General features: G+C 41.0%; 19 protein-coding genes. 6 read left to right on the top strand and 13 right to left on the bottom strand.

Annotated elements, in window-relative coordinates:
* Positions 1-8: 8 nt before the first annotated feature.
* The gene (kdsA, locus tag FZ945_RS04305) at positions 9-809 is read right to left on the bottom strand and encodes a 3-deoxy-8-phosphooctulonate synthase (protein WP_148802730.1); all 801 of its coding nucleotides are present in this window, start codon (positions 807-809) and stop codon (positions 9-11) included.
* 10 nt (positions 810-819) lie between these two features.
* Positions 820-1,710 carry a DMT family transporter gene (locus tag FZ945_RS04300; RefSeq protein ID WP_021086097.1) on the bottom strand — a complete coding sequence of 297 codons (891 nt, stop codon included), beginning with the start codon at positions 1,708-1,710 and terminating at the stop codon, positions 820-822.
* Between the two features lie 152 nt (positions 1,711-1,862).
* Between FZ945_RS04300 and der the strand changes: the two genes are divergently transcribed.
* The 6 genes from der to FZ945_RS04270 all read left to right on the top strand — a co-directional run bounded on the left by der (position 1,863) and on the right by FZ945_RS04270 (position 9,230).
* Positions 1,863-3,251, top strand: coding sequence for a ribosome biogenesis GTPase Der (gene der / locus FZ945_RS04295; protein ID WP_148802728.1), 1,389 nt, complete (start codon positions 1,863-1,865; stop codon positions 3,249-3,251).
* Entirely contained in the window at positions 3,232-3,753 is a 522-nt protein-coding gene (locus FZ945_RS04290) for a shikimate kinase (protein WP_148802725.1), read from the top strand. Before der ends, FZ945_RS04290 begins: the two co-directional genes overlap by 20 nt.
* Before the next feature lie 441 nt (positions 3,754-4,194).
* The gene (trpS, locus tag FZ945_RS04285) at positions 4,195-5,160 is read left to right on the top strand and encodes a tryptophan--tRNA ligase (RefSeq protein WP_148802722.1); all 966 of its coding nucleotides are present in this window, start codon (positions 4,195-4,197) and stop codon (positions 5,158-5,160) included.
* 8 nt (positions 5,161-5,168) lie between these two features.
* On the top strand, positions 5,169-5,609 hold the full coding sequence (locus FZ945_RS04280) for a copper resistance protein CopD (protein ID WP_103614580.1): 441 nt from the start codon (positions 5,169-5,171) through the stop codon (positions 5,607-5,609).
* A gap of 10 nt (positions 5,610-5,619) precedes the next feature.
* The gene (gene serS / locus FZ945_RS04275) at positions 5,620-6,864 is read left to right on the top strand and encodes a serine--tRNA ligase (protein WP_148802719.1); all 1,245 of its coding nucleotides are present in this window, start codon (positions 5,620-5,622) and stop codon (positions 6,862-6,864) included.
* Positions 6,864-9,230: a tetratricopeptide repeat protein gene (locus tag FZ945_RS04270; RefSeq protein WP_148802716.1), complete on the top strand. Its 2,367-nt coding sequence runs from the start codon at positions 6,864-6,866 to the stop codon at positions 9,228-9,230. The genes serS and FZ945_RS04270 overlap by 1 nt, the downstream gene beginning before the upstream one ends.
* 56 nt (positions 9,231-9,286) lie before the next feature.
* Here the strand turns inward: FZ945_RS04270 and FZ945_RS04265 are convergent, their stop codons facing one another.
* The 11 genes from FZ945_RS04265 to FZ945_RS04215 all read right to left on the bottom strand — a co-directional run bounded on the left by FZ945_RS04265 (position 9,287) and on the right by FZ945_RS04215 (position 22,213).
* Positions 9,287-10,540, bottom strand: coding sequence for a DUF2920 family protein (locus FZ945_RS04265; protein WP_148802713.1), 1,254 nt, complete (start codon positions 10,538-10,540; stop codon positions 9,287-9,289).
* 31 nt (positions 10,541-10,571) lie between these two features.
* Positions 10,572-11,153, bottom strand: a complete 582-nt coding sequence (locus FZ945_RS04260) for a hypothetical protein (protein WP_009294895.1) — start codon at positions 11,151-11,153, stop codon at positions 10,572-10,574.
* A gap of 8 nt (positions 11,154-11,161) precedes the next feature.
* Positions 11,162-11,656: a TlpA family protein disulfide reductase gene (locus FZ945_RS04255; protein ID WP_148802710.1), complete on the bottom strand. Its 495-nt coding sequence runs from the start codon at positions 11,654-11,656 to the stop codon at positions 11,162-11,164.
* On the bottom strand, positions 11,646-12,335 hold the full coding sequence (locus FZ945_RS04250; protein ID WP_004317741.1) for an ABC transporter ATP-binding protein: 690 nt from the start codon (positions 12,333-12,335) through the stop codon (positions 11,646-11,648). Before FZ945_RS04250 ends, FZ945_RS04255 begins: the two co-directional genes overlap by 11 nt.
* Position 12,336: 1 nt before the next feature.
* Positions 12,337-13,479 carry an ABC transporter permease gene (locus FZ945_RS04245; protein ID WP_148802707.1) on the bottom strand — a complete coding sequence of 381 codons (1,143 nt, stop codon included), beginning with the start codon at positions 13,477-13,479 and terminating at the stop codon, positions 12,337-12,339.
* Positions 13,466-14,758, bottom strand: a complete 1,293-nt coding sequence (locus tag FZ945_RS04240) for an ABC transporter permease (protein WP_021084560.1) — start codon at positions 14,756-14,758, stop codon at positions 13,466-13,468. Before FZ945_RS04240 ends, FZ945_RS04245 begins: the two co-directional genes overlap by 14 nt.
* Complete coding sequence (locus tag FZ945_RS04235; protein ID WP_148802704.1) at positions 14,755-16,134, bottom strand: Fe-S-containing protein; 1,380 nt, start codon at positions 16,132-16,134, stop codon at positions 14,755-14,757. The genes FZ945_RS04240 and FZ945_RS04235 overlap by 4 nt, the downstream gene beginning before the upstream one ends.
* Before the next feature lie 51 nt (positions 16,135-16,185).
* Positions 16,186-16,707 (bottom strand): iron transporter, encoded by a 522-nt coding sequence (locus FZ945_RS04230; protein ID WP_148802701.1) that lies wholly within the window; start codon positions 16,705-16,707, stop codon positions 16,186-16,188.
* A 21-nt stretch (positions 16,708-16,728) separates the two neighbouring features.
* The gene (locus tag FZ945_RS04225) at positions 16,729-18,672 is read right to left on the bottom strand and encodes an FTR1 family protein (protein WP_148802698.1); all 1,944 of its coding nucleotides are present in this window, start codon (positions 18,670-18,672) and stop codon (positions 16,729-16,731) included.
* Between the two features lie 315 nt (positions 18,673-18,987).
* Complete coding sequence (gene fdh3B / locus FZ945_RS04220) at positions 18,988-19,548, bottom strand: formate dehydrogenase FDH3 subunit beta (protein WP_103597256.1); 561 nt, start codon at positions 19,546-19,548, stop codon at positions 18,988-18,990.
* A 10-nt stretch (positions 19,549-19,558) separates the two neighbouring features.
* Complete coding sequence (locus FZ945_RS04215; RefSeq protein ID WP_508610025.1) at positions 19,559-22,213, bottom strand: formate dehydrogenase subunit alpha; 2,655 nt, start codon at positions 22,211-22,213, stop codon at positions 19,559-19,561.
* Positions 22,214-22,225: the final 12 nt, after the last annotated feature.

Genomic DNA, 22,225 nt, shown 5'->3' with positions numbered 1-22,225 from the left:
TCCTTGGTTTAAAATTTTAAAATTTCCTCTATCTTTAGCGTGTCATTTACGACTTTTTCAAGCTCGTCTAAATTTAGCATATTTGGCCCGTCACAAAGCGCCTCGCAAGGATTTATATGCGTCTCGTAGAAAAATCCATCCACCCCAACGCTAGCTGCCGCTCTTGCAAGATGCGGCACAAACCTAGCATCGCCGCCGCTCTTTTCGCCAAGTGCGCTTGGCATCTGCACACTGTGGGTAGCGTCAAAGATGACTGGCGCAAATTCTCTCATCATCACCAAATTTCTCATATCAACAACTAAATTTCCATATCCAAAGGTGCTTCCACGCTCGGTTAGCCAGACGCCATTTGCCTTTGCGACATCGTATCCGTCGCCACTCACACCCCTTGTTTCAAGCACCTTTTTAACAGAGTGTTTCATAGCAGACGCCGCTAAAAACTGCCCTTTTTTGATATTTACGACTGCTTTTGTCTTTGCAGCCGCTACTAGTAGGTCAGTTTGGCGGCACAAAAATGCAGGGATCTGCAGCACATCAGCCACTTCGCCAACTGGTTGAGCTTGATAGCTCTCATGGATATCGGTTAAAATTTTAAAGCCAAATTCTTTTTTCACCTCAGCTAAAATTTCACAACCCTTCTCTAACCCAGGGCCACGAAATGAGCTAATGCTCGTGCGATTTGCCTTATCAAAGCTAGACTTAAAGTAAAAGTCAAGCTTTGGATTTTCATTAAATTTAACTAGCCTTTTTGCCACTTCAAAAACAAGCTCCTTGCTCTCTATCACGCAAGGTCCAGCGATTAAGATCATTTTTTCTCCTTTATTTTTCTTTAACAACTAAAATTCCACTCACCACGACAAGCACGATACCTGCGAGTGCCAAGTGATTTGGCAACGCATCACCCATAAAATAGCCAATGATAAGCGTAAAAATGACGTCAGCATAGCTAACCGCAGCGATGACGCCAGCTTTTTTGCCAACCGCAAATGCCTTTGTCATAAACGCCTGAAAATAGTAGCCACTAAGCCCCATTAGCAAGATAAAAACGACGTTGTGCCAGCTTGGCATAGTAAATTTAGAAAATAAAAAATCAAGAGGCTCATATGTAAAAAACTCAGCCATCCCCATGCAAATAAGCGGCAAAAACGAGCCCCAAAGCATGAAGCTTAGCACGATGATATTTGTGCCGTAGCTCTTGTTTAGCTCCTTAACACTCGTGTAGGCAATAGCCGCTCCAAGGCCGCTCCAAATGCCGATGATATCGGTTTTATTGATACCTAAATTTGGCTGGATAACAAGCAAAATTCCGCCAAATCCTAAAAAAACAGCAAACCAGCCAAGCGAGCTTAGACGCTCCTTAAAAACAATAGCTGCTAGAATGGCTGTAAATATTGGATTTGTCTTTTGAAAGGTAAAGGCTGTGGCTAAATTTACGTGTGCGACGTTATAAAAAAATGCAAAAAGTGCCACCGTACCCACAAAACCGCGAAACATCAGCAAGAAAAAGTGCCCACCAGTTTGTTTAAATGGAAATTTATAGATGGCGTAGATGACGATGAAAAGTCCGATCAAATTTCTAAAAAAAACAACTTCTATAGAAGGCATATCTTTACTCAGATACTTTGCAAATGCGCCAGTCACGGCAAACATAAAGCAAGCAAAGAGCATATAAAAAATGCCAAGATGTGAAATATAAAACCTTTTTAACATCGCAAAACCTCTAAATTTAAAGCACTCATTTTAATAAAAAATGGCTTAAATTTTGGTTGATTTTTTCTTTTATTTCGGCGCCTTTAAGCGTAATTTTATACTTTATATAAGAGAAAAATTTGTATAATCAGCCATCATAAAAAGGACAAAATTTGCAAAAAGTAATATTAGTAGGCAAGCCAAATGTCGGCAAAAGCTCACTTTTTAACCGCTTAGCAAGAAGACGCATCGCCATAACAAGCGACGTTAGCGGCACCACAAGAGATACAAACAAAGCTAAGATCGAAGTTGAGGGCAAAGAGTGTATATTAATCGACAGCGGCGGGCTTGATGATAGCAGCGAGCTTTTTAAAAACGTAAAAGCAAAGACCTTAGCAGAGGCTAAAAACTCAGACGTTATCCTCTACATGGTCGATGGCAAAATGATGCCAGATGACGAGGATAGAGCCATTTTTTACGAGCTTAGCAAGCTAAATTTACCAATCGCTCTAGTCATAAATAAAATCGACAGCAAAAAAGACGAGCAAAGAGAGTGGGAATTTGTAAGTTTTGGCGCAAAAAACTCATTTGGCATTTCAGTAAGCCACAACACTGGCGTTGATGAGCTTAGCATCTGGCTGGCAAAACACTTAGAAGATAAAGTGCAGATAAAGGCCGATTTGAGCGAAGATTTTGATGATTTTTTAGAAAACTATAACGACGAGGGCGAGCTAAGCGACGAGATAGACTACGAGAGCAAAAACATAAGAGTTGGCATCATAGGCCGTGTAAATGTCGGCAAAAGCTCACTTCTAAATGCCCTTGTAAAAGAGAGCCGTGCCGTCGTTAGCGACGTAGCAGGCACTACGATCGATCCAGTCAATGAAATTTACGAGCATGATGGCAGGGTTTTTGAGTTTGTCGATACTGCCGGTATCAGAAAGCGCGGTAAGATCGAGGGTATCGAGAGATACGCACTAAATAGAACTGAGAAAATTTTAGAAGAGACAGACGTCGCACTACTCGTGCTTGATAGCTCTGAGCCGCTAACCGAGCTTGATGAGCGTATCGCTGGCATCGCCTCTAAATTTGAGCTTGGCGTCATCATCGTGCTAAACAAATGGGACAAAAGCAGTGAGGAATTTGACGAGCTTTGCAAAGAGATAAAAGATAGGTTTAAATTTCTCTCATATGCGCCGATCATCAGCGTTTCAGCACTTGGTGGCAAAAGAGTGCATAAAATTTACCCGCTCATAGTTGAAATTTACAAAAACTACACCCAAAAAATTCAAACTTCAAAGCTAAATGAAGTGATCAGCGAAGCGACCAAAGCGCACCCACTGCCACGCGACAAAGGCAGGGTCGTGAAAATTTACTACGCAGTGCAGTTTAAAACAGCACCTATCATGATAGCGCTCATAATGAACCGCCCAAAATGCCTGCACTTTAGCTACAAACGCTACCTAACAAACAAGCTTAGAGAGAGCTTTAGCCTAGCTGGCGTGCCTATCGTGCTAATCCCTAAAAAACGTGGAGAGAGTGATGAAGACAAAGAACAATAATATCGTTTTGATAGGGTTTATGGGCGTTGGTAAGGGCACGACTGCAAGGGCGCTAAGCAAGGCGCTAAAGACGATGAATCTTGACTGCGACGACTTGCTAGAGAGCTCGCAAAATATGAAGATAAAGGCTATCTTTGATGAATTTGGCGAAGAACATTTTAGGCAACTTGAAAAGGATCTAGCTAAATTTCTAGCTACAAATGTCAAAAATGCGATCATCTCGACAGGTGGGGGCTTTGCAAAGGTTAAAAATTTAAACAAAATAGGCACCGTGATCTATCTAAAAGCAAGCTTTGAAGCGATAATGCAAAGGCTGAAAAATAGCAAAAATAGCGAGAAAAAGATCGCCAAACGCCCACTTTTAAGCGACCTAAAAAAGGCTGAAGCGCTGCATCTGGAGCGAGAGAAGCTCTATGAGAAAAAGGCTGATTATATCATTGAAGTAGAGGGTAAGACCCCAAAGCAGATCGTAAAAGAGATAAGGATACTTTTAAAAGTTTAGTTGCAAAGTGGCGTGGGCTGCTTGCAATGATAAATTTCAAGATCAGGCTAGATGGATGTCTAGTGTGGTGTTGAAATTTGTTTTTGGGCTAAATTTGACGTTTTGTAGTTAGAAATTTTGAGATAAATTTTGCTTCACTTTGATAAAGCGCTAAAGCAACAAATATTATGCAGTCAAATTTTAATCAAGACTAGGCATTTAGCCTGCGAGATAAATTTTAAGATCAAGCTAGACTAAAAAGTCTAACGTGATGTTAAAATTTAAACGTTTTGTCGAAGTATCGTGAGATGAATTTTTGCTTCACTTGTTCGCAACGCTAAAGCGACGAGAGTTGTGAAGAAATTTTAAGCCGAGGCTAGACACTTAGTCTGCCGAAAGCTTAAAATTTCAAAACTCTATCAAAAGCACTCACGAGAAAAAGCTGAAATTTGAAAGGATAAGATGAGAGTATTAACCGGCCTCCAACCAAGCGGAAAGCTGCATTTAGGCAACTATTTTGCCTCGATAAAGCAGATGGTTGATATGCAAGAAAAAAACAAAATGTTTATGTTTATAGCAAACTACCATGCGATGACTAGTCTTAGCGAGGCAAAGGCGCTAAAACAAAACACCTTTGACGCTGCTTGTGCCTTTTTGGCGCTTGGGATCGACCCAAATAAGAGCATTTTCTGGGTGCAAAGCGACGTTAAAGAGGTGCTTGAGCTTTACTGGGTGCTAAGCCAGCACACGCCTATGGGCCTACTTGAGCGCGCGCACAGCTACAAAGACAAGGTCGCAAAGGGCCTTAGCTCGCACCACGGACTCTTTAGCTATCCAGTTTTGATGGCGGCTGATATCTTGCTTTATAACGCGCAGGTCGTGCCTGTGGGCAAAGATCAGATCCAACACGTAGAGATCGCGCGTGATATCGCGATCAAATTTAACAACGAACATGGCGAGATTTTCACTCTGCCTGAAGCAAAGATCGATGAAAACGTCGCTACCGTGCCTGGCACAAACGGCGAAAAGATGAGCAAAAGCTACGGCAATACGATCGATATCTTTGCGGACGCCAAGACGCTTAAAAAGCAAATTTCTAGCATCGTGACTGATGGCACGCCACTTGAAGAGCCAAAGCAGTGGCAAAACTGCAACGTCTATAACATCGCAAAGCTTTTCTTAGATGAGAGCGGACAGCGCGACTTGCAGGCTAGATATGAGCGAGGCGGCGAGGGTCACGGACACTTTAAAGCCTATCTAAACGAGCTTGTTTGGGAATATTTCAAAGAGGCAAGAGAGAAATTTGAGCACTATCAAAATAATCCTGACGAGGTGGCTAAAATTTTAGATCTAGGCGCTAAAAAAGCTCAAAATATAGCTCACGAAACGATAGAAAAAGTGCGTGAAGCAATTGGAATTTACAGATAAGGAAAAAAATGCAAAATTTATATCCATACGCACAGATAATCCACCTTTTTTGTGCGATCATATTTGTTGGCTACCTATTTTTTGATGTGATCATATTAAGAGCGGCGAGCAAAAAGATGCCACCAGAGCTTGCGCAAAAGGCAAAGCAAGCCATCGGCTCAGTAGCTGTTAGGATCATGCCTATTTGTCTGCTACTTTTAGTTCTAACTGGTGGCATGATGATGAGCAACTGGGTCGGCAGCAAGGCTGGAGGCTACTTTGAAACAAATTTACAGATCGCTTTTATGATCAAATTTTGCTTAGCGATGGTGATCGTGGCTGCGGTGATAGTAAATTTGAGCTGCAAATTTATATTTAAGCGCCCTAGTCCACTTGGCAACATCCACCCTATCGCGCTTACGCTTGCGGTGGCGATAGTTTTGCTTGCAAAAGTTATGTTTATGGTTTAAGGAGAGGATAATGATAAATTTAAAACTACTTGAGACAAACTACGATGAATTCATAAAAAAGCTAGAGGGCAAAAATGTTAAAGCCAGCTTGCTAGACGAGCTTTTGCACACTTTTAACGAGCTAAAGCAAAAGCGCAAAGCGCTTGAAAATTTCCAAGCGATCCAAAACGCAAAGAGCAAAGAGCTTGGCGTAAAAGCAAGAGCTGGCGAGGATGTGAGCGAGCTTAAGAGTGAGCTAAATTTAAACAAAGCTGCCCTTGCTGACGCTGATGAGATTGTTAAAAAATGCGAAGAAAAGCTTGAGCAAATTTCATTTAGCGTGCCAAATATCACTGACGATGATGTGCCATTTGGTAAAGATGAAGACGATAACGTCTGCATAAAAACAGTACTAGAGCCAACTAAATTTGACTTTACGCCAAAGGAGCACTGGGAGCTAGGCGAGAGCCTTGGCTGGCTTGACTTTGAAAGAGGTGCAAAGCTCTCAGGATCTCGCTTTACCGTGCTTCGCGGCATGGGAGCAAGGCTAAGTAGAGCGCTTGTTAATTACATGATCGACTTTAACAGCGCGCGTGGCTTTGAGCTTGTAAATGTCCCTTATCTAGTAAGCTCAAACACGCTTTTTGGCACCGGTCAGCTGCCTAAATTTGAAGAGGATCTTTATAAGGTGCGCGACGGGGATCTCTACCTCATCCCAACTAGCGAAGTGCCTGTGACAAATTTATACAATGACACGATCATTGAAGCAGAGCAGCTACCTATAAAGATGACTTGCTACTCAGCATGCTTCCGCCAAGAGGCAGGCTCAGCAGGACGTGACACAAGAGGTATGATCCGCCAGCACCAGTTTGAAAAAGTTGAGCTTGTAAGCATCACAAAGCCTGATCAAAGCGAGGGTGTGCTTGCTGAGATGATATCTTGCGCGAGTGACTTGCTAACTAGCCTTGGTTTGCCTCACCGCCACATGCTTCTTTGCAGCGGCGATCTAGGCTTTAGCGCAGCAAAGACGGTCGATCTTGAGGTTTGGCTACCAGGTCAGGGCAAATACCGCGAGATAAGCTCTATCTCTAACACTCGTGACTTTCAAGCAAGAAGAGCGAAAATTCGCTTTAAAGATGGCAAGAAAAATATGCTTGTAAATACCCTAAATGGCTCAAGTCTGGCAGTTGGCAGGACGCTAATAGCGATAATGGAAAACTACCAAAAAGCTGATGGAACTATCGAAATTCCAGAAGTTCTTAAAAGGTATATGTAGTGGCTGATGAAGAGGTTGTAGTTCTAAAACCACCTGGCGAGCAAGCAGAGCAAGCGCCTGAAGAGGCAAAGACAGAGGCTCCTGAAGAGATCGTCTCGCTTGAGAGCATCGCAAGTGAGGGCGTGCTGCAAGATGAGAGCATCCCAGAGCCAATACCTGTAAAAAAGAGCAAGAAAAAGCTCTTTATCATCATCGGTGCGGCTGCTTTGGTGCTTGTAATCTTGATAGTTGTTTTATTAATCGTCTTGCTAAAAAAAGATAAAAAAGAGGAGATAGACACTACAGCTATCGTAAAAAATATAGAAAACAACTACCAAACGCAAAATTTTGGCGCTTCAAAGATCGATGAGATGATAAACAAGGCTAACCAGCTCTATGAGCGTGGCAATAAATTTGAAGCGTTAAAAATTTATGAAAACATAGCTGTTTATAACCAGTCACTTTCAAACTACAACCTCGGCGTTTCGCAGATGAAACAAGAAAAATGTGACGAGGCGATCATCTCGTTTAACAAGGCGATAACCGACCGCGAAAACACCGCAGTTAGCGCCATAAACGCCGCTGTTTGCTCGCTTGAGCTAAATAACACCAAAAATTTCAACTACTACATAGGGCTTGCGGACTCCTTTTTGCAGTATGAAAACAGCTCGCCACTTTACAGCTACTACTATGCGCTGGTTAATTATTACAAGGGTAATTATTACGAGGCGCTGCAAGCACTCTCACACCCTAGCACAGATGACTACAAGGGCGAGTATGCTTACTTGAGCGCTAAAATTTTATCGCTTCTTGGAGATGATGAGAGAGCCATAGCTAAGCTTGAGGGGCAAAAGGCGTTTAAGGCTGACTTTACGCTAGCACAGCTCTACGCAAGACTTGGCAAATACGACAAAGCAAGGGACTATCTAACAAAGGCTTCTAAAAATACGCCAAATATCGATCTTATCAAGATGACTGAGGCACTGATCGATCTAAAAACGGCTGATTATGGCGACGCGGCGGCATTTATCAAAGACGTTTATGACTACAACGCCTCGATGCCAAGTAAAATTTACAAGATAAAGACCATCCTAAAGCCAGATCTTTTTGACGTTAGCCTAGCTCAGGCGCACTTTAGCGACGATATGTTTTTTGATAGAACAAGACGCTACGAAACGCTCTTTTACTTCGCACCTTACAAGGTCTTTGACGCAAAACAGAGCATCGAGCAGATAAGAAAAGGCGGAGTTAGCGTCTTTTTAGATGACACCTCAGCGGCAAATGACTACCTTAGCCAAAGTGCCGCCGCCTCAAAGGTCAATGCCAAACTTAGCGAAGCCATCGCAAAGGCACTTAACTACCGCTTAAAAGAGGCAAACAAGGACTTTGAAGAGCTTGCTAAGGCCTATCCAAACCACTCTATCTTGCAGTATAACCTAGCTCTTAGCTACGCTCAGCTTGGGAATTTTAGCCTTGCTGCAAAGCACTTTATAGCAAGCTACCATCAAGATGTAAATAACCACCTCTCTGGCATCTTTGGGGCGATCTGCATGGATATAAATAGAAATTTAAACCCAAAACTAGTTGAAGAGATCGGAGAAAATTTAGAAAACGACAAGAGCCTAAAACCTGTAAATTTATATGCCTCACTTTTAAGCCTGATAAGCGGCAACCAAAGCGCGATGATAAGGTGGCTTGAAGAGCCAAAAGAGCCTACGACGTTAAATTTAGCCTTTGATATCATCATCGCTAAAATTTCAAACAACGACGAGCTAATGTCAAAAAAGGCTGATGAGCTTATGAAAATCTTGCCAAACGACATCATCGCAAATATCTTAAATTTCATCTCTAAAAACAAAGATCAAAACGTCAAAGAGTATGCAAAAGCGATACAAATTTACTTCATCGATAAAAATCTCGACTCAAATGCCTTCTACCATGGCGCTGACATCATCAAAAAGCAATACATCAAGCTACTTCAGATCTCAGGCCTGCTAACAAGGGAGCGTGACAAGCTAAGAGCCCAGCTAAAAGAGGCTCCAAAAAATATAAATTTGATCCAAACTCTAGCCTACGTGGATATCTTTACAAACGACTTTGATGAGAGCTATAAGCTTTATAATGAAGTCATAGACGAGTTTAAGATAAATGATGCTGGCACGCTCTTTTTAGCGAGTGTAGCAGCCACTGGAGCAAATAAAATAACAAATGCGATTGCACTTTTGGAGCTTACAAAGCTAAATGATCCAAGTGCTGTTGAAAACAGAGCCGCCCTTGGCTTTATGTATCAGCAAATTGACAACATAAAAGCAGCTCTTATACAATACAGCAAGGTAGGAAACGTCGGATATAACAACGAATTTTATGATTTTATGATAGATAATTAGAAAATTTAAAGCTAGGCCTTTAAAAGCCTAGCTTTAGATAAAAATGGCTCTAAAATTTAAATATTGGTAACTTCAAGCCTTATCTGATCTGAGACTTCACTAAATTTATAAAGCAAATCACCACACTTATACTCTATGCATTTTTCATTGATCTCATCTTTTTTATCTTTTTTAGACAAAATTTTCTTCATAACGCCAGGAAGCTCTCTTTGCAAAAGCAGTTTATAAGACATCCCCATGCCGTGAGTTAGAGACTTTATAAATTTCCCATCAACCTCGCTCTCGTCTTTTATCATATGAAGCGTCGCGTCAAAATTTAGCTTCTTAAGAGCCTCGTAAAGCTCGGTTTTATCCTTTGCGGGAGCTACTTCTGTATCATTAATGCAGTGATAACTTACATAAATTGGCTTTTTATGGCTGCTTTGAACAGTTAAATGATCTAAATTTAGGATGTTTCTTATCTCTTCTCTTGCATCACTAAAATAATATGGTGATTTATCATTAAGAGTCCAATAAGTTTTATCGCAGAAGTAAAGATTTAAATTTTCATATAAATTTCCAGTGCCACAGCCAAAAAACCTAGTAAAATCAATCTCCTTGCCAAAACCAATAAGTTTCCATAAAAATATAGCGTAAGAGCTATTATCTATCACCCCATCAACTAGCCATGGAGCTATCTTAGCGCACATATGTGCCAGATATCCACCATGTGAGCTGCCTACCATTATCACTGGTAGATGCTCAAATTTGGCATTATTTATATATTTTTTTGTATAAAGCACGGCATTTAGCACGTCCATTGCTTGCATAACGCCAAAATTTTGATATTCATTTTTTGTTGGCAACATAGTCATACTGATATCTAAAATAAAATCATCTGGCAAGACCCCGCTCTCTTTTCTAATAGTGACCTCCTCGTTAAGACTTCTAAGTAAAACGCAGGTTTTATCATAGTTATCAACTATTTTTAAATCAATAGGTAAAGTTATACCAATCTTTGCCAATTCTCTTATTAGTATCGCGCGGTCTATATCATCAAGTCCAAATCTTGCCCCAAGCTGTGGGCGGTTGCCTATGCAGTGATAATCCACACTAATACACGCCACATCATAGTTCTCTACCATGGTTCGCATGAGATGAGTTCTATATCCAGAGTCAGAGTCCTCTCCAAAACCAGAGATGATAACTAAAAGAGCTTTTGCCTCCTTGACATCGTCATAACAGGCATAAAAAGATAAAGCAGAGCTTCTTTTGATGCCAAGCTCCACATCATCACAAGATAAAATTTCGTAGCTTCCATCAACTAGCATCTTAACTCCTTTTAAATTTTGCTAAATTTCTCTACCTTTGTGAGACGTTATAAAAAAAGCTAACGATCTGTTTTGCTAGGCGCTCTTTGAAAAATGGCCAGATGTAGCTTGGCGAATAGACATTGCCAGCTTGCATGAGAGAGATATTTGTCGCTTTCTCACCGCCATCTTTTGGGCGCACTAGCACGCTTACTTGCATGTAGTAAGCATAGCTGTTTGTGCTAAAGTCGTCATCATAGTCATCATAATCAAACGGGAAAAACATCGAGTAACCAAAGCCAAAACTTGGTCTGCCAAAGCCATATCCCATGCCCATTGAAAATCTAGGATCTCTTTTGGTTGTCCTAGAAAAGCTTTGCACGTCGCCAAGGATGATGAAGTCGGCATTTTTGATATTTGGCTCATTTCTAAAGCCAGCCTTTGCAAATTCGCTTAAAATTTCAGCATTTACATCTTGTCCGGTCGCGCTATTTTTAAAATTTACATAGACGCTTTTGTTTGCTTCACCAAGCGTAAAAAATATCGGATCACTCGTTTTTACCGAGATATTTGGCGTGCTGCTAGCACATCCGACAAAAAATACCGCTAGAACAAATAAAAAGAAATTTCTCATCTTCACTCCTATAAGAGCGATCTTATAGCACCTTCAAGCACACTTTTTGGTGTAAGACCGATAAATTTTGATCGCATCTTACCATCTTTATCAAAAAAATAGATAACTGGCACGCCCATAACGCCACCAACTGCCTTGCTGAAGTAATCCACCGAGACCTTGTCGCTTGTAGTTTTAAAGGTGATGTTGTGCTCTTTTAAGATTTTGATATCCTTATCAAAGCCCTTGCTAGGCCCTAAAATGCCAATGAACTGAACCTCTTTGCCATACTCTTTTTCAAGTGCGTTTAGATCAGGGATCGCGGCCTTGCACACGCCACAGTCCGTGCCAAAGAAAAATAGCATATATGGCTTATCGCCGATCTTTAGGCGCTTTTCGGTAGGGAAAAACTGCGTATCGATGCCACTTGAGTCATTTAGAGTGATGTGGTGCTTCTCATACTGCTTGACGCAGCCCAAAACTAGGGCTGAGACTAGACATAAAAGTAAAATTTTATATCGCATTTGGCACCTTTGGATTTTCAATAGTGCGAATTTTCTCTAGCTTGCCGTGTCTTAGATAGACGATCTTATCGCCATACTCGCCTAGATCTGGGTTGTGAGTGACTAGAAGTATCGTCTTACCCTCTTTTCTTAGCTTGCAAAAAAGATCAAGTATGATCCTCTCATTTGCCTCGTCAAGGTTACCAGTTGGCTCATCTGCTATTAAAATTTCAGGGTCGTTTATGAGTGAGCGCGCGATACAAAGACGTTGTTGCTCGCCGCCACTTAGCTGACTTGGTCTGTGTGTTAGCCTGTGAGAGAGGCCAACTGCCTCAAGGGCTTTTTTAGCATCCTCTTCATCAACTGAGCTGTGATAATACTGCGCTATCATCACGTTTTCAAGCGCGCTAAGATATGGCACGAGGTGAAACTGCTGAAAGACAAGTCCGATCTTTTCACGTCTAAATTTAAGCGTATCATCGGCATTTAGGTTGCTCGCATCATCGCCGCCAAGCATATATACGCCACTACTTGGAGTATCCATTAGAGAAAGGATATTTACAAGCGTACTCTTACCACTACCGCTTGGTCCCATGACGCTGACCCACTCGCCCTTTTTAACCTCAAAACTTATATCATCAAGTGCTTTTACATCGCCAAAAATTTTACAAATATTTTTAAGTTCTAGTGCATTTTGCATATCATTCTCCTCTTAGTGTATCTGCCATTTTGTTATTAAGTGCCCGCTTAATCGGGTAAAACGCTGCGATCGCTGCAAAAAGAAGTGATATGACCACAGCTACTGGGATGCTTAGAATTCTAAAATCAATACTAGAATCAAATATCGCATAACCTAAAATTTGAGCTAGTAGATAACCTAAAAACGCTCCAACTAACGCTGAGATGAGCGCTGTCACAAATGTTTCAAAGCCAAACAGCCTTAGCACATCTTTTTTGCTTGCGCCTATGGCTCTAAGAAGTGCGATCTCACGTGATCGAGAGAGCAAGATAGCACTAAGCGTTGTATTTACGCACATTGAAGTAATGAGCAAGATGACAAGGCTGACAAGCGCCATTAAAAGTTTGATCTTCTCTAAGATATAGCCCTCAGACTTTGAGACCTTTGCCACTGGTTTTGCGACTATTTCATCGTTGCTTATAGTTTTTGCAAGCGATGTTATCTCGTCAAAATTTCCAAGCACAACAGCTTCAGCGTAGTTTATCTTGCCAGCTTTGTTTGAAATTTTTTGAGCCAAAGATAGCGACGTGATCAAAAGAGCGTCCTCTTTATCGCCACTTGCCACTACGCCTTTTATCTTTACATTTATGCTCTCATTTGAGCCAATGGCACGAATTTCTATATCATCGCCTGCTTTAAAGCCAGCTTGACGAGCAAGATCGACGCCTATTAGCACGTTTTTATCGTCAAAATCGACATTTATCATAGTTCCATCTCTAACATCTAAAAACGGCTTAACCTTTTTTAGATTGCTAAATTTTGTCCCCATGACGATGGCATTTGTCGGACCGATATTTGCCTGAGCAAAGAGATAACCGCTCTCGCCAAGAAGCTTGTCTTTTGGCACTTTAGCGATCATTTCATTATAGGTTTTTTCGCTCATATCATCACTTGTTGCCATATCTTTTGGACCAAAGATCATATTTGCACCATAAGTTTTTAGCTCGCGTGAGACCTTTGAGTCGATATCCAGATAGACATTAACAAATGCCGCACACACGCACGCTCCAAGCAAGATCGAGATCACGATGACCATAACCCTTGATGAGCCATTTTTTAGGCTTTTGTAGATCAGGTTGTAAAAGAATTTGCTATTTGCGGTCATATAGCACCTCCGCAGGTAGTAAATTTATGACGTTTCTCATTGGCATTAGCGAGCCAACGACTGAGATAAGCAAGGCAAATGCCACGCTAATTGGCAGCACGATCCATGCTATGCCTATGCCGTGAGAGAAGATGATATAAGACATCACGTAGCTTAGCGCGTATCCTAAAAATGCTCCAGTGATACCAGCAAAAAAGGCAACCACAAGGCTTTCGCTAGCAAAAAGGGCGTAAATTTCAAAGTTACTTGCGCCTATGGCTTTTAAAAGGCCGATCTCTTTTTTACGGCGGTAAATTTCACTTGTCATTAGCGATGTTATACCGATGGCTGAGACCACAAGAGCGATGATACTAACGATACCCATTAGGCTTTGAATTTTCTTTACGATATTACTCTCAGCATCACTTACTTGAAGGCTAGCTTTTGCGCTAACGTTTGGTAAATTTTCTTCTATCTGAAATGCGATCGAGCCTGCATAGGCTGAGCAGTACCATTTGTCGTACTCTGCGCTATCAAGGTTGTCTAAATTTCTTCTTGCTTTTAGCGATAGGTCATTTTCTGGGATTGTCATGGCTGAGACCTCAGCTTTTGTATATGAGCCAGGATGCCCTGAGAGATCGCCAGCAAGTTTAAGTGAGCCTATTAGCTTATGTGCCTCGTCGCTTGCCCCTTTTAAGATGCCAACCACGCTAACCTCTTTTGTGCCGTTTTTGCCAGCAAGGCTAAGTTTGTCGCCAACTTTTAAATTTTTAGCCTTTGCAAGCTCATCTCCTACTAAAATTTCATCCATGCTCTCATCTTTTGGCCAAGCGCCCTCAACACCCCAAAATCCATACAAGCTCTTAACGCCTGTGCTAAATTCTGGCTCATCTTTTAGTCCGATATTTTTATCAAAATATGTCCCCTCAAAGCTAAACTCATCGCCTTTAGCGTCTTTTACCTTTGTCTCTAAAAACGGAGCAAAGGCGACGATATTATTTCTCCAAAAGATCTCTTTTATCTTGTAGATATCAGCTTCTGGGAGTAAATTTTGTGATTTTAGTGGGGTAAAATTTTTACCCTCGATCTCGATGCTTAGGCTCTCACCGCGTGGTAAAACGACGATATTTGAGCCATATCCTCTAAGCTCGCTTGCCACTTGATCGCCGATTTTTAGCGTGATATTTAGCATGCAAGCTATCAAAAGAGCAGCTAGCAAGATAGTGATAAACGCCATCGTCTTTTGCACCTTTGAGCCAGTGATCGAGCTTTTTATCATTCTTAGTTGCATATTTTTCATTTTAACGTTCCATTTGTTTCTACATATTTTTCTGGATTTGCTTCAAATTTCGCCTGAGTTTCGTTGCTCTCAAAGAAATATGTGCGTCCATAGTATAAATATGATCTTGAATCAAGATTGCTCACCTTTTTGTGGCTTACAGGATCAAGCACCATCTTTTCAACGACCTTGCTAAAGTAGTTTGCTCCTGCGACGATCGTTTTATAATCCACTATGATATTTTTACCATCGAAGGTAAATGCCATAGGGATCGGGTTACAACCGCCCTCTTTACCAACTGACGGCAAGAAAATTCTAACATTACAAGAGATACAAATAAGATCATTTCCTCTTTTTATGTAGCCCATATCGCCGCAAATCATGCACGAGTCAAAGACGATGACTGGAGATGGGCGGTCGCTAAAGCGGTTTAGCAAGAAAAATCTTATCTGTTTGCCCTCATCTGTGATGTAGGCAAATCTGTGAAGTTCGTTATCTTTTAACATATCAACATCAAATATAAATTTATCTCCCACTGGCTCAACCAAGAGTGGCTCTGAAATTTGAGGTGGGCGAGATGCGTAAAGATCAAAATAAAGTGAGAAGCCAAGCGCTATTAAAACACTGCAAAATGCAAATTTTGCATTGTCAAAGACATTTTCTCTAATAGCTTTTGTAAAGCGATATTTAATAGAGCCAAATGTGCTCTTATCGATACTTTTTGGCATAAAGCAAAGTGCTATGATGCATAAAAGTAGGATCACAACTATGTAAAAATAGGCACTAAATTCTGTGACGTAGATACCTTTTGCGCTGATAGATAAAATTTGAGAATTTAGCTCGCTACTTATCTTTAAAGCGCCTGCACGTAAAAGCTCAAGTGCAGTTTGTGAGCTTCTATCAACTAGTAAAAATATTAGTGTGATAAGAGCTAAAATTTTAGCTACTGATGATGGGATGCTAGATTTTAAATTTGAAATGAAGAAAAATAAAAACAGCATCAAGATCATCGCAAAGATCATCAAAAAGAAGCTTATAACTGAAAGTGTGTCAAGCAGCTCGCCGCCGAAAAGTGGGAACAATGCACTACTTGAGCTATAACCAAAGCCAAAGCCGATGCCTAAAATAAAAAATGTTACGATTTTTGCTATCTTAAGCTCGAAAAATATCCATAAAATGCTAATTAGTAGAAAAACCAGTGTCACTGAATCTATGAAAATTTTAAACTGGTCATCAACAAGCGCATGACGAGCAGCTTTAAAGATAAGCACACCAGCAACAACGCCAAGAAATGATGGTAAAAAGATCGTTTTTAAACTTTTGCCATTGTTATTTAAGGCAGCAAAAAGCGTAAATCCAAGGAGGGCTAAAAAGACCTGATAGAAGTAAATTGACATAACTAAACCCTATGAGAATTTTTAAAAAGGGGCGAGAACGCCCCAAAGTGATTATTTAACAGGACCACCTGTCCATTGAAATTTATAAGTTGTTGTAAAAGGCTCAAACCATTTACCAACACCAGTCTCTTTGTCAGCGTGGCGACCAAAGCCTTGTTTTTCTGGATTGTCGATGTGGAATTTAAGCTCATAGTTACCTACGCCTGTATCCATTTTTACGTTAGCACCGTAGTGTGGACCATCGCTTGCAACCATTGGCATAAATGTACCTTTTTTAGTTTTACCATTATCAAGGTTTTTTAGCTCATAGTTGATCTTTAGGTATGGGATCCACTCGCCTTCGCCAAAGCCGTTTTTGTTGCCTTTTATAGCGTGGATGTCAGCCTCTAAGTGAAGATCAGCCAAGCTTGGAGCTAGATCAACGCCTTTTGGCTCCATGTCGATTGGCTCAAGATAAACTGCAGCTATCTCCATGCCATTAGCCTCTACAGGCTCGCCGATTGGGTGCTCTCCAGCAAGTGCAAAACTAGCTGCTAGGCTAAGTGCTAGAGCTGAACTAAGAATTTTATTCATATCCTCTCCTTTAAATTAAGATTAGTTTTTATTTTGTTTTGATTTCATGATAACGATGCCTATAATTAGGGCAAGCACCATAATGATTTGAGGTACTAAGCTCTCGTAATATGGCATAAGTCCTAGCCAGTCTCTCATCCAGTCAGGAAAATTTAGTCCTTTTATGATAGTTGGGATGAAAATTTTGCCCTCAACTAGCTCACCAACGCCCTTGCCAACAAAGACGATCGACATATAAAAGATGATCGCTGATGTAAATATAAAAAATGGTTTAATAGGAATTTTAACAGCGAAAATTTTAAATAAGAAATAGACTATTAAAAGAACTATAAGACCTACAACAAAGCCAGCTGCGATCATTGAGTAGCCAGCTGAGTCTTTTGCGTCAAAGATAAGCGCTTGATAAAATAACACTGTCTCAGCGCCCTCTCTAAATACTGCTAAAAATACAGTCCACCAAAGCGCTGTGCTTGAGCCACTTGAGATAGACTCAGATACGTGTGATTTGATGTAGTCGTTCCATTTTTTAGCGCCAGCATTTGAAAGAAGCCAGAAGCCAACGTAAAATAGAAGTCCCACTGCAACAAGCATCGTGATGCCTTCCATAAGCTCTCTTTTTTGACCTGCTGCCTCGCCAAAGATGACGTTCATTATCCAAGCCATGACAAAGCTTAAGATGACAGCTACGCCAACTGAGCTATATACGACCTTGCCCATAGATTTTGCATTGCCAGTTTTTACAAGATATGCAACGACGGCTGCAACGATGATAAGAGCTTCAAAACCCTCTCTTAAGATGATAGTTAGAGCCCAGATAAATAGCGTCCAAGGTGAGCTTGAACCGCTAGTTTTCTCAAGTGCGGCTGCTAGCTGAGATGACATCTTGCTTGCACTCTCTTCAAGTGTTTTTTCGTCTGCACCTGATTTCATAAGGGCCACAAGATTACCAAATGTAGCTTCGATAGCTGTTTTTAAATTTACATCTATCGCACCTACTTTGTTCTCCATGCCGCTACCTTCAAACTCATCAAAGTAGATGTCTTGGATATCGCCCATAGCTTTAGCGCTATTGCCACCTTTGTAAAGCGCGATGGCTGCTTGAATTTTGTCATTTATGTTTTTAACAGTTTGAGTGTAGTCTGTGCCACTATCTTCGCTGCTATCGCTAGATGCTGCACTGCTCATATCAACTTTTGCTAGTTTTACTGTTTCAGCTGGAAGTTTTGCAACGGCATCATAAGCTAGTTTTTTGATCTCTTCTAGCTTTGTTTTAAAATCATCTTTTGTTATGCCATTAGTGATGCCACTGATCGCTTCACCCATCTTTCTTTGGATGTCAGCATCTATGCTTTTGCCATTTTCTATATATTGGCGAACGGCGATTTCAAGTTGAGTGTTTCTATAATCATTAAATTTAGCATCTTGGATAGAATTTTTAGCATCATCTTGTTTATCGCCCTCGTAGCTTGCTATAGCTTTATCTAGAGTAGCTGATAAATTTTCAAATGCCACCTTCCACTCAGGGATAAATTTAGAAGTGTCATAGCCACTTACAGCAGCTTGTGCTGGGCTGTCTGAGTACTCACCAACAAGCTTATGTCCATTTAAGATAACTGGCAGAACTTCAGCGATTTCGCTATTTATCTGATCTATTCTTTTTTGCACATCATCTGGTGCTTCGCCAGCTTTTATCGCCTTTCTGATCTCACCAAACTGCTTCTCCATAGAGTAAGCTTTTCTCTGACCTAAATTTATTCTGATGCCAGCTTCGACATCTTCAAATAGACCAAAATAAGCATTTTGAGTATCGCTAACTGCTTGCTCGACATTGCCAGCTCTATACTCTGTTATTACTTTTTGTAATGACTCTTTTATCTGAGCTGCGACTTGTGTGTAGTCGTCATTTTTTGCCACAAGCCAGATAGGCAGTAGCATGATAAGCATAAATTTAAAAAATTTATTCATTAATTAAACCACCTGTGAAATTATTTTAAAGTGAGATATTACCAAGACTTTACTTTGATTAAAATAAAAACGATTATCATAAAAGAATGTAAATTGAAAGCATAAATAATATTTTTTACAATCTAATAATCAACTTTACGTAAATTTAGGGCTTTAGAGGATCAGAGTAAAATTTCATATCGAGATAAAAAAGTTATATATTTTTGCTAATTTCAATAGATAAGAAAAATTATTGATGAAATTTTAGATTATAAAAATCATAAAGATAATTTAAATTTTATAAATTTAAAAGGAGAGCAAGTGCCCTCCTTAGTGTTATACGTTTAGTCCAGTATTTCTTAGCATAACGCGTTTACGATATACATTTGAAACCTCAGCAGCGTCGCCAACTAAAAGCGCGTTTGTAGCACAGATGGCCGCACACATAGGCACTTTGCCCTCAGCCATTCTGTTTTGACCGTAAAGCTCTCTCTCCTCGTGTGAGTTAGTTGGCTCTGGACCGCCTGCACACATAGTGCATTTATCCATTACGCCTTTTACGCCAAATGCCCCGTCTTTAGGGAACTGCGGCGCACCAAATGGACAAGCATATAAACAGTATCCACAGCCTATGCACTTGTTTTTATCGTGAAGCACGATGCCATCAGCTCTAATGTAGAAGCAATCAACCGGACAAACTTGCTCGCAAGGCGCGTCGGTGCAGTGCTGGCACGCGATAGTAGTTGAAACCTCTTTGCCCTCGATACCATCGTGAAGTGTGATAACCTTTCTTCTATAAATTCCAACTGGAAGCTCGTGAGCAGAAGAGCAAGCGACTTGACATCCATAGCAGCTGATACATCTATTAGTATCTACAAAAAATTTCATTCTTGCCATTTTTCTCTCCTTACTCTTTACCTAAGGCGTCTCTCTCGCCATACTCGTGATAAAACGATGTTTTAAAGGTATTCTCTTCAGCTTTTTCTATGCGGCAAAGACCTGCGTTAAATTCTGAAATTTGAGTAACAGGGTCAAATCCGTAGTTAGTAACTGTGTTAAAGCTCTCGCCGATAACATAAGGCTTAGTGCCCTCTGGGTAGCGAGCTGAGAGATCGACACCTTGCATAACGCCAGCGAAGTTGTAAGGCATACAAATTCTATCTGGAGTGACCATATAGCTGTGATAGCACCTTACTTTGATCTTCGTGCCTTGCGGGCTGTGGATCCACATCATATCGCGGTCTTTTATGCCGTATTTTAAAGCAAGCTCAGGATGAACGTTAGCAAACATCTCAGGCGTGATAGCTGATAGATATTTACTAGTTCTTTCTATCATTCCCGCACCGCTTAAATTTACGACGCGTTGCGTGCTAAATACGATAGGAAACTCTTTTGACCAGTCTTTTGCTTGTTGCTCTGACTTAAATCTAGTAGAAACACGGAAATTTCTAGCTTGATCATCAAAAGTTGGATACTTTTGGACAAGATCCCAGCGTGGTGAGTGGATAGGCTCTCTATGTTTTGGAATAGGATCAAGAAATTCCCAAACGATAGCTCTAGCCCTTGCGTTACCATACGGCACGACGCCTTTTTCACGGCATTTTTCTAAGATGATACCACTGTAATCCATGCTCCAGCTAGGTCCGATCTTAGCTTTCTCTTCTTCTGTTAGAGTGATGCCTAGGACTTTTTCTATATTATCTTTTGTGATTTGTGGGTAGCCGCCTTTTATAGCTGAGCCAACAAGAGTGCTCTCTTCGCTAGCTAGCTGGCTAACGCCGTTATGCTCTAAGCCAAAGCGGTTTCTAAAGCCAGAGCCACCCTCTGCATAAGACTTGCTCATATCATAAAGTATCGGTGTGCCAGGGTGTTTTTCATCCCATGCTGGCCACGGCTTGCCGTAGTACTCACCTTTTACTTCGCCACCAAGACCTATTAGTGTATCTGGGTCAAATTTATCCCAGTTTGCTTGGTGACGTCTAAACATCTCAGCAGTTCTGCCGCCATAACCGATAGAATTTCCAACCCTTGCTATCTCGTTTGTCGCATCATCTGGCCACACAAAGTCATCTTTTACTTGTTTTAGCTCTCTATCTACGACAGCCATCTTCATGCCTTTTACATATTCATCGTAAAAGCCAAATTTCTTAGCAAATGCAAACATTACTTCGTGATCGCCCTTGCTCTCGTAAAGTGGATCAACGACTTTTGTTCTCCACTGACCTGAGCGGTTTGTAGCGTTTAGGTGACCTTCGTTTTCAAAGGCAGTTGCCACTGGCAAGATATAAACGCCATCTTTTCTATCTGAAAGGATAGAAATTTCATTTACAAATGGCTCAGCAACTACGATCATATCTAGTTTTGAAGCCGCTTCTTGAATTTTAGCTAGGTGCGCCATAGATGTAAGGCCAGTTCCTTGAACCCAAAGAACTCTTAACGCACCACTACTAAAGGTATTTTCCTCTTTTAAGACGCCTTGCCACCATTTTGAAAGCGACCAGCCTTTTTCATTTCTCCAGTTTCTATCCTCTGGATTTTTAGGATCGTGGTAGTAATACTCTTCAAAAACAGTGTTTTTAACTGGTGTGCCGCCTTGTTTTGGCTCTTTGGTTGAGACTGCAAAGCGTTTTACAAACTCGTCATAATCAACACCCCAGCCTTGACAGTAGTACTTCCAAGCCGCATCAGTTAGTCCGTAATACATCGGCAAGCTATCTGAGAGGTTACACATGTCGGTTGAGCCTTGAACGTTGTCGTGACCACGGATGATGTTACAGCCACCACCTGGTTTGCCCATATTGCCTAGGATTAGTTGAAGGATAGGTAAAATTCTCGTATTTGAGCTACCAACTGAGTGCTGTGTGATGCCAAGAGCCCAGACCACTGTGCCTGGTTTTGTGTGAGCTAGGATATTTGCAGCCTCTATCAGCTTATCAACTGGCACGCCTGTAACGTCAGATGTGACCTCTGGTGTCCAGTGCTCAGCCTCTTTTGCTATCTCGTCGATGCCGTAAGTTCTATTTTTTATAAATTCTTTATCTTCCCAGCCATTTTTTAAGATGATGTGGATAAGTCCATAAACAAGCGCTATATCAGTGCCTGATCTTTGTCTTAGGTATAGATCAGCATGAGCGGCTGATTTTGTAAAATTTGGATCAGCTACGATCACCTTTGCGTTGTTTCTATCTTTTGCTTGCAAAGTGTGCTTCATACCGCCAACTGGATTTGCCACAGCTGGGTTTGCACCTATTATAAATATACATTTTGAATTTGCAGCCATATCTCCAAAGTGGTTTGTCATCGCGCCATAACCCCAAGTATTCGCCACACCGGCGACTGTTGCGCTATGTCAAATTCTTGCTACGTGGTCGTTGCTGTTTGTGCCCCAAAACGCAGCAAATTTTCTAAAGTAATATGCTTGCTCGTTGTTAAATTTCGCAGATCCTAAGAATATAACGCTATCAGGACCATCTTCTTTACGGATCTGAAGCATCTTATCGCCGATCTCATTTACAGCTTGATCCCATGAAATTCTTTGCCATTTGCCATCAACTTTTTTCATAGGATATTTGAT

This window comes from Campylobacter concisus, assembly GCF_902460535.1.
Classification (GTDB): domain Bacteria; phylum Campylobacterota; class Campylobacteria; order Campylobacterales; family Campylobacteraceae; genus Campylobacter_A; species Campylobacter_A concisus_AS.
Note: the sequence above shows the minus strand (reverse complement) of the source record. Positions and strands in the feature narration are given on the sequence as shown.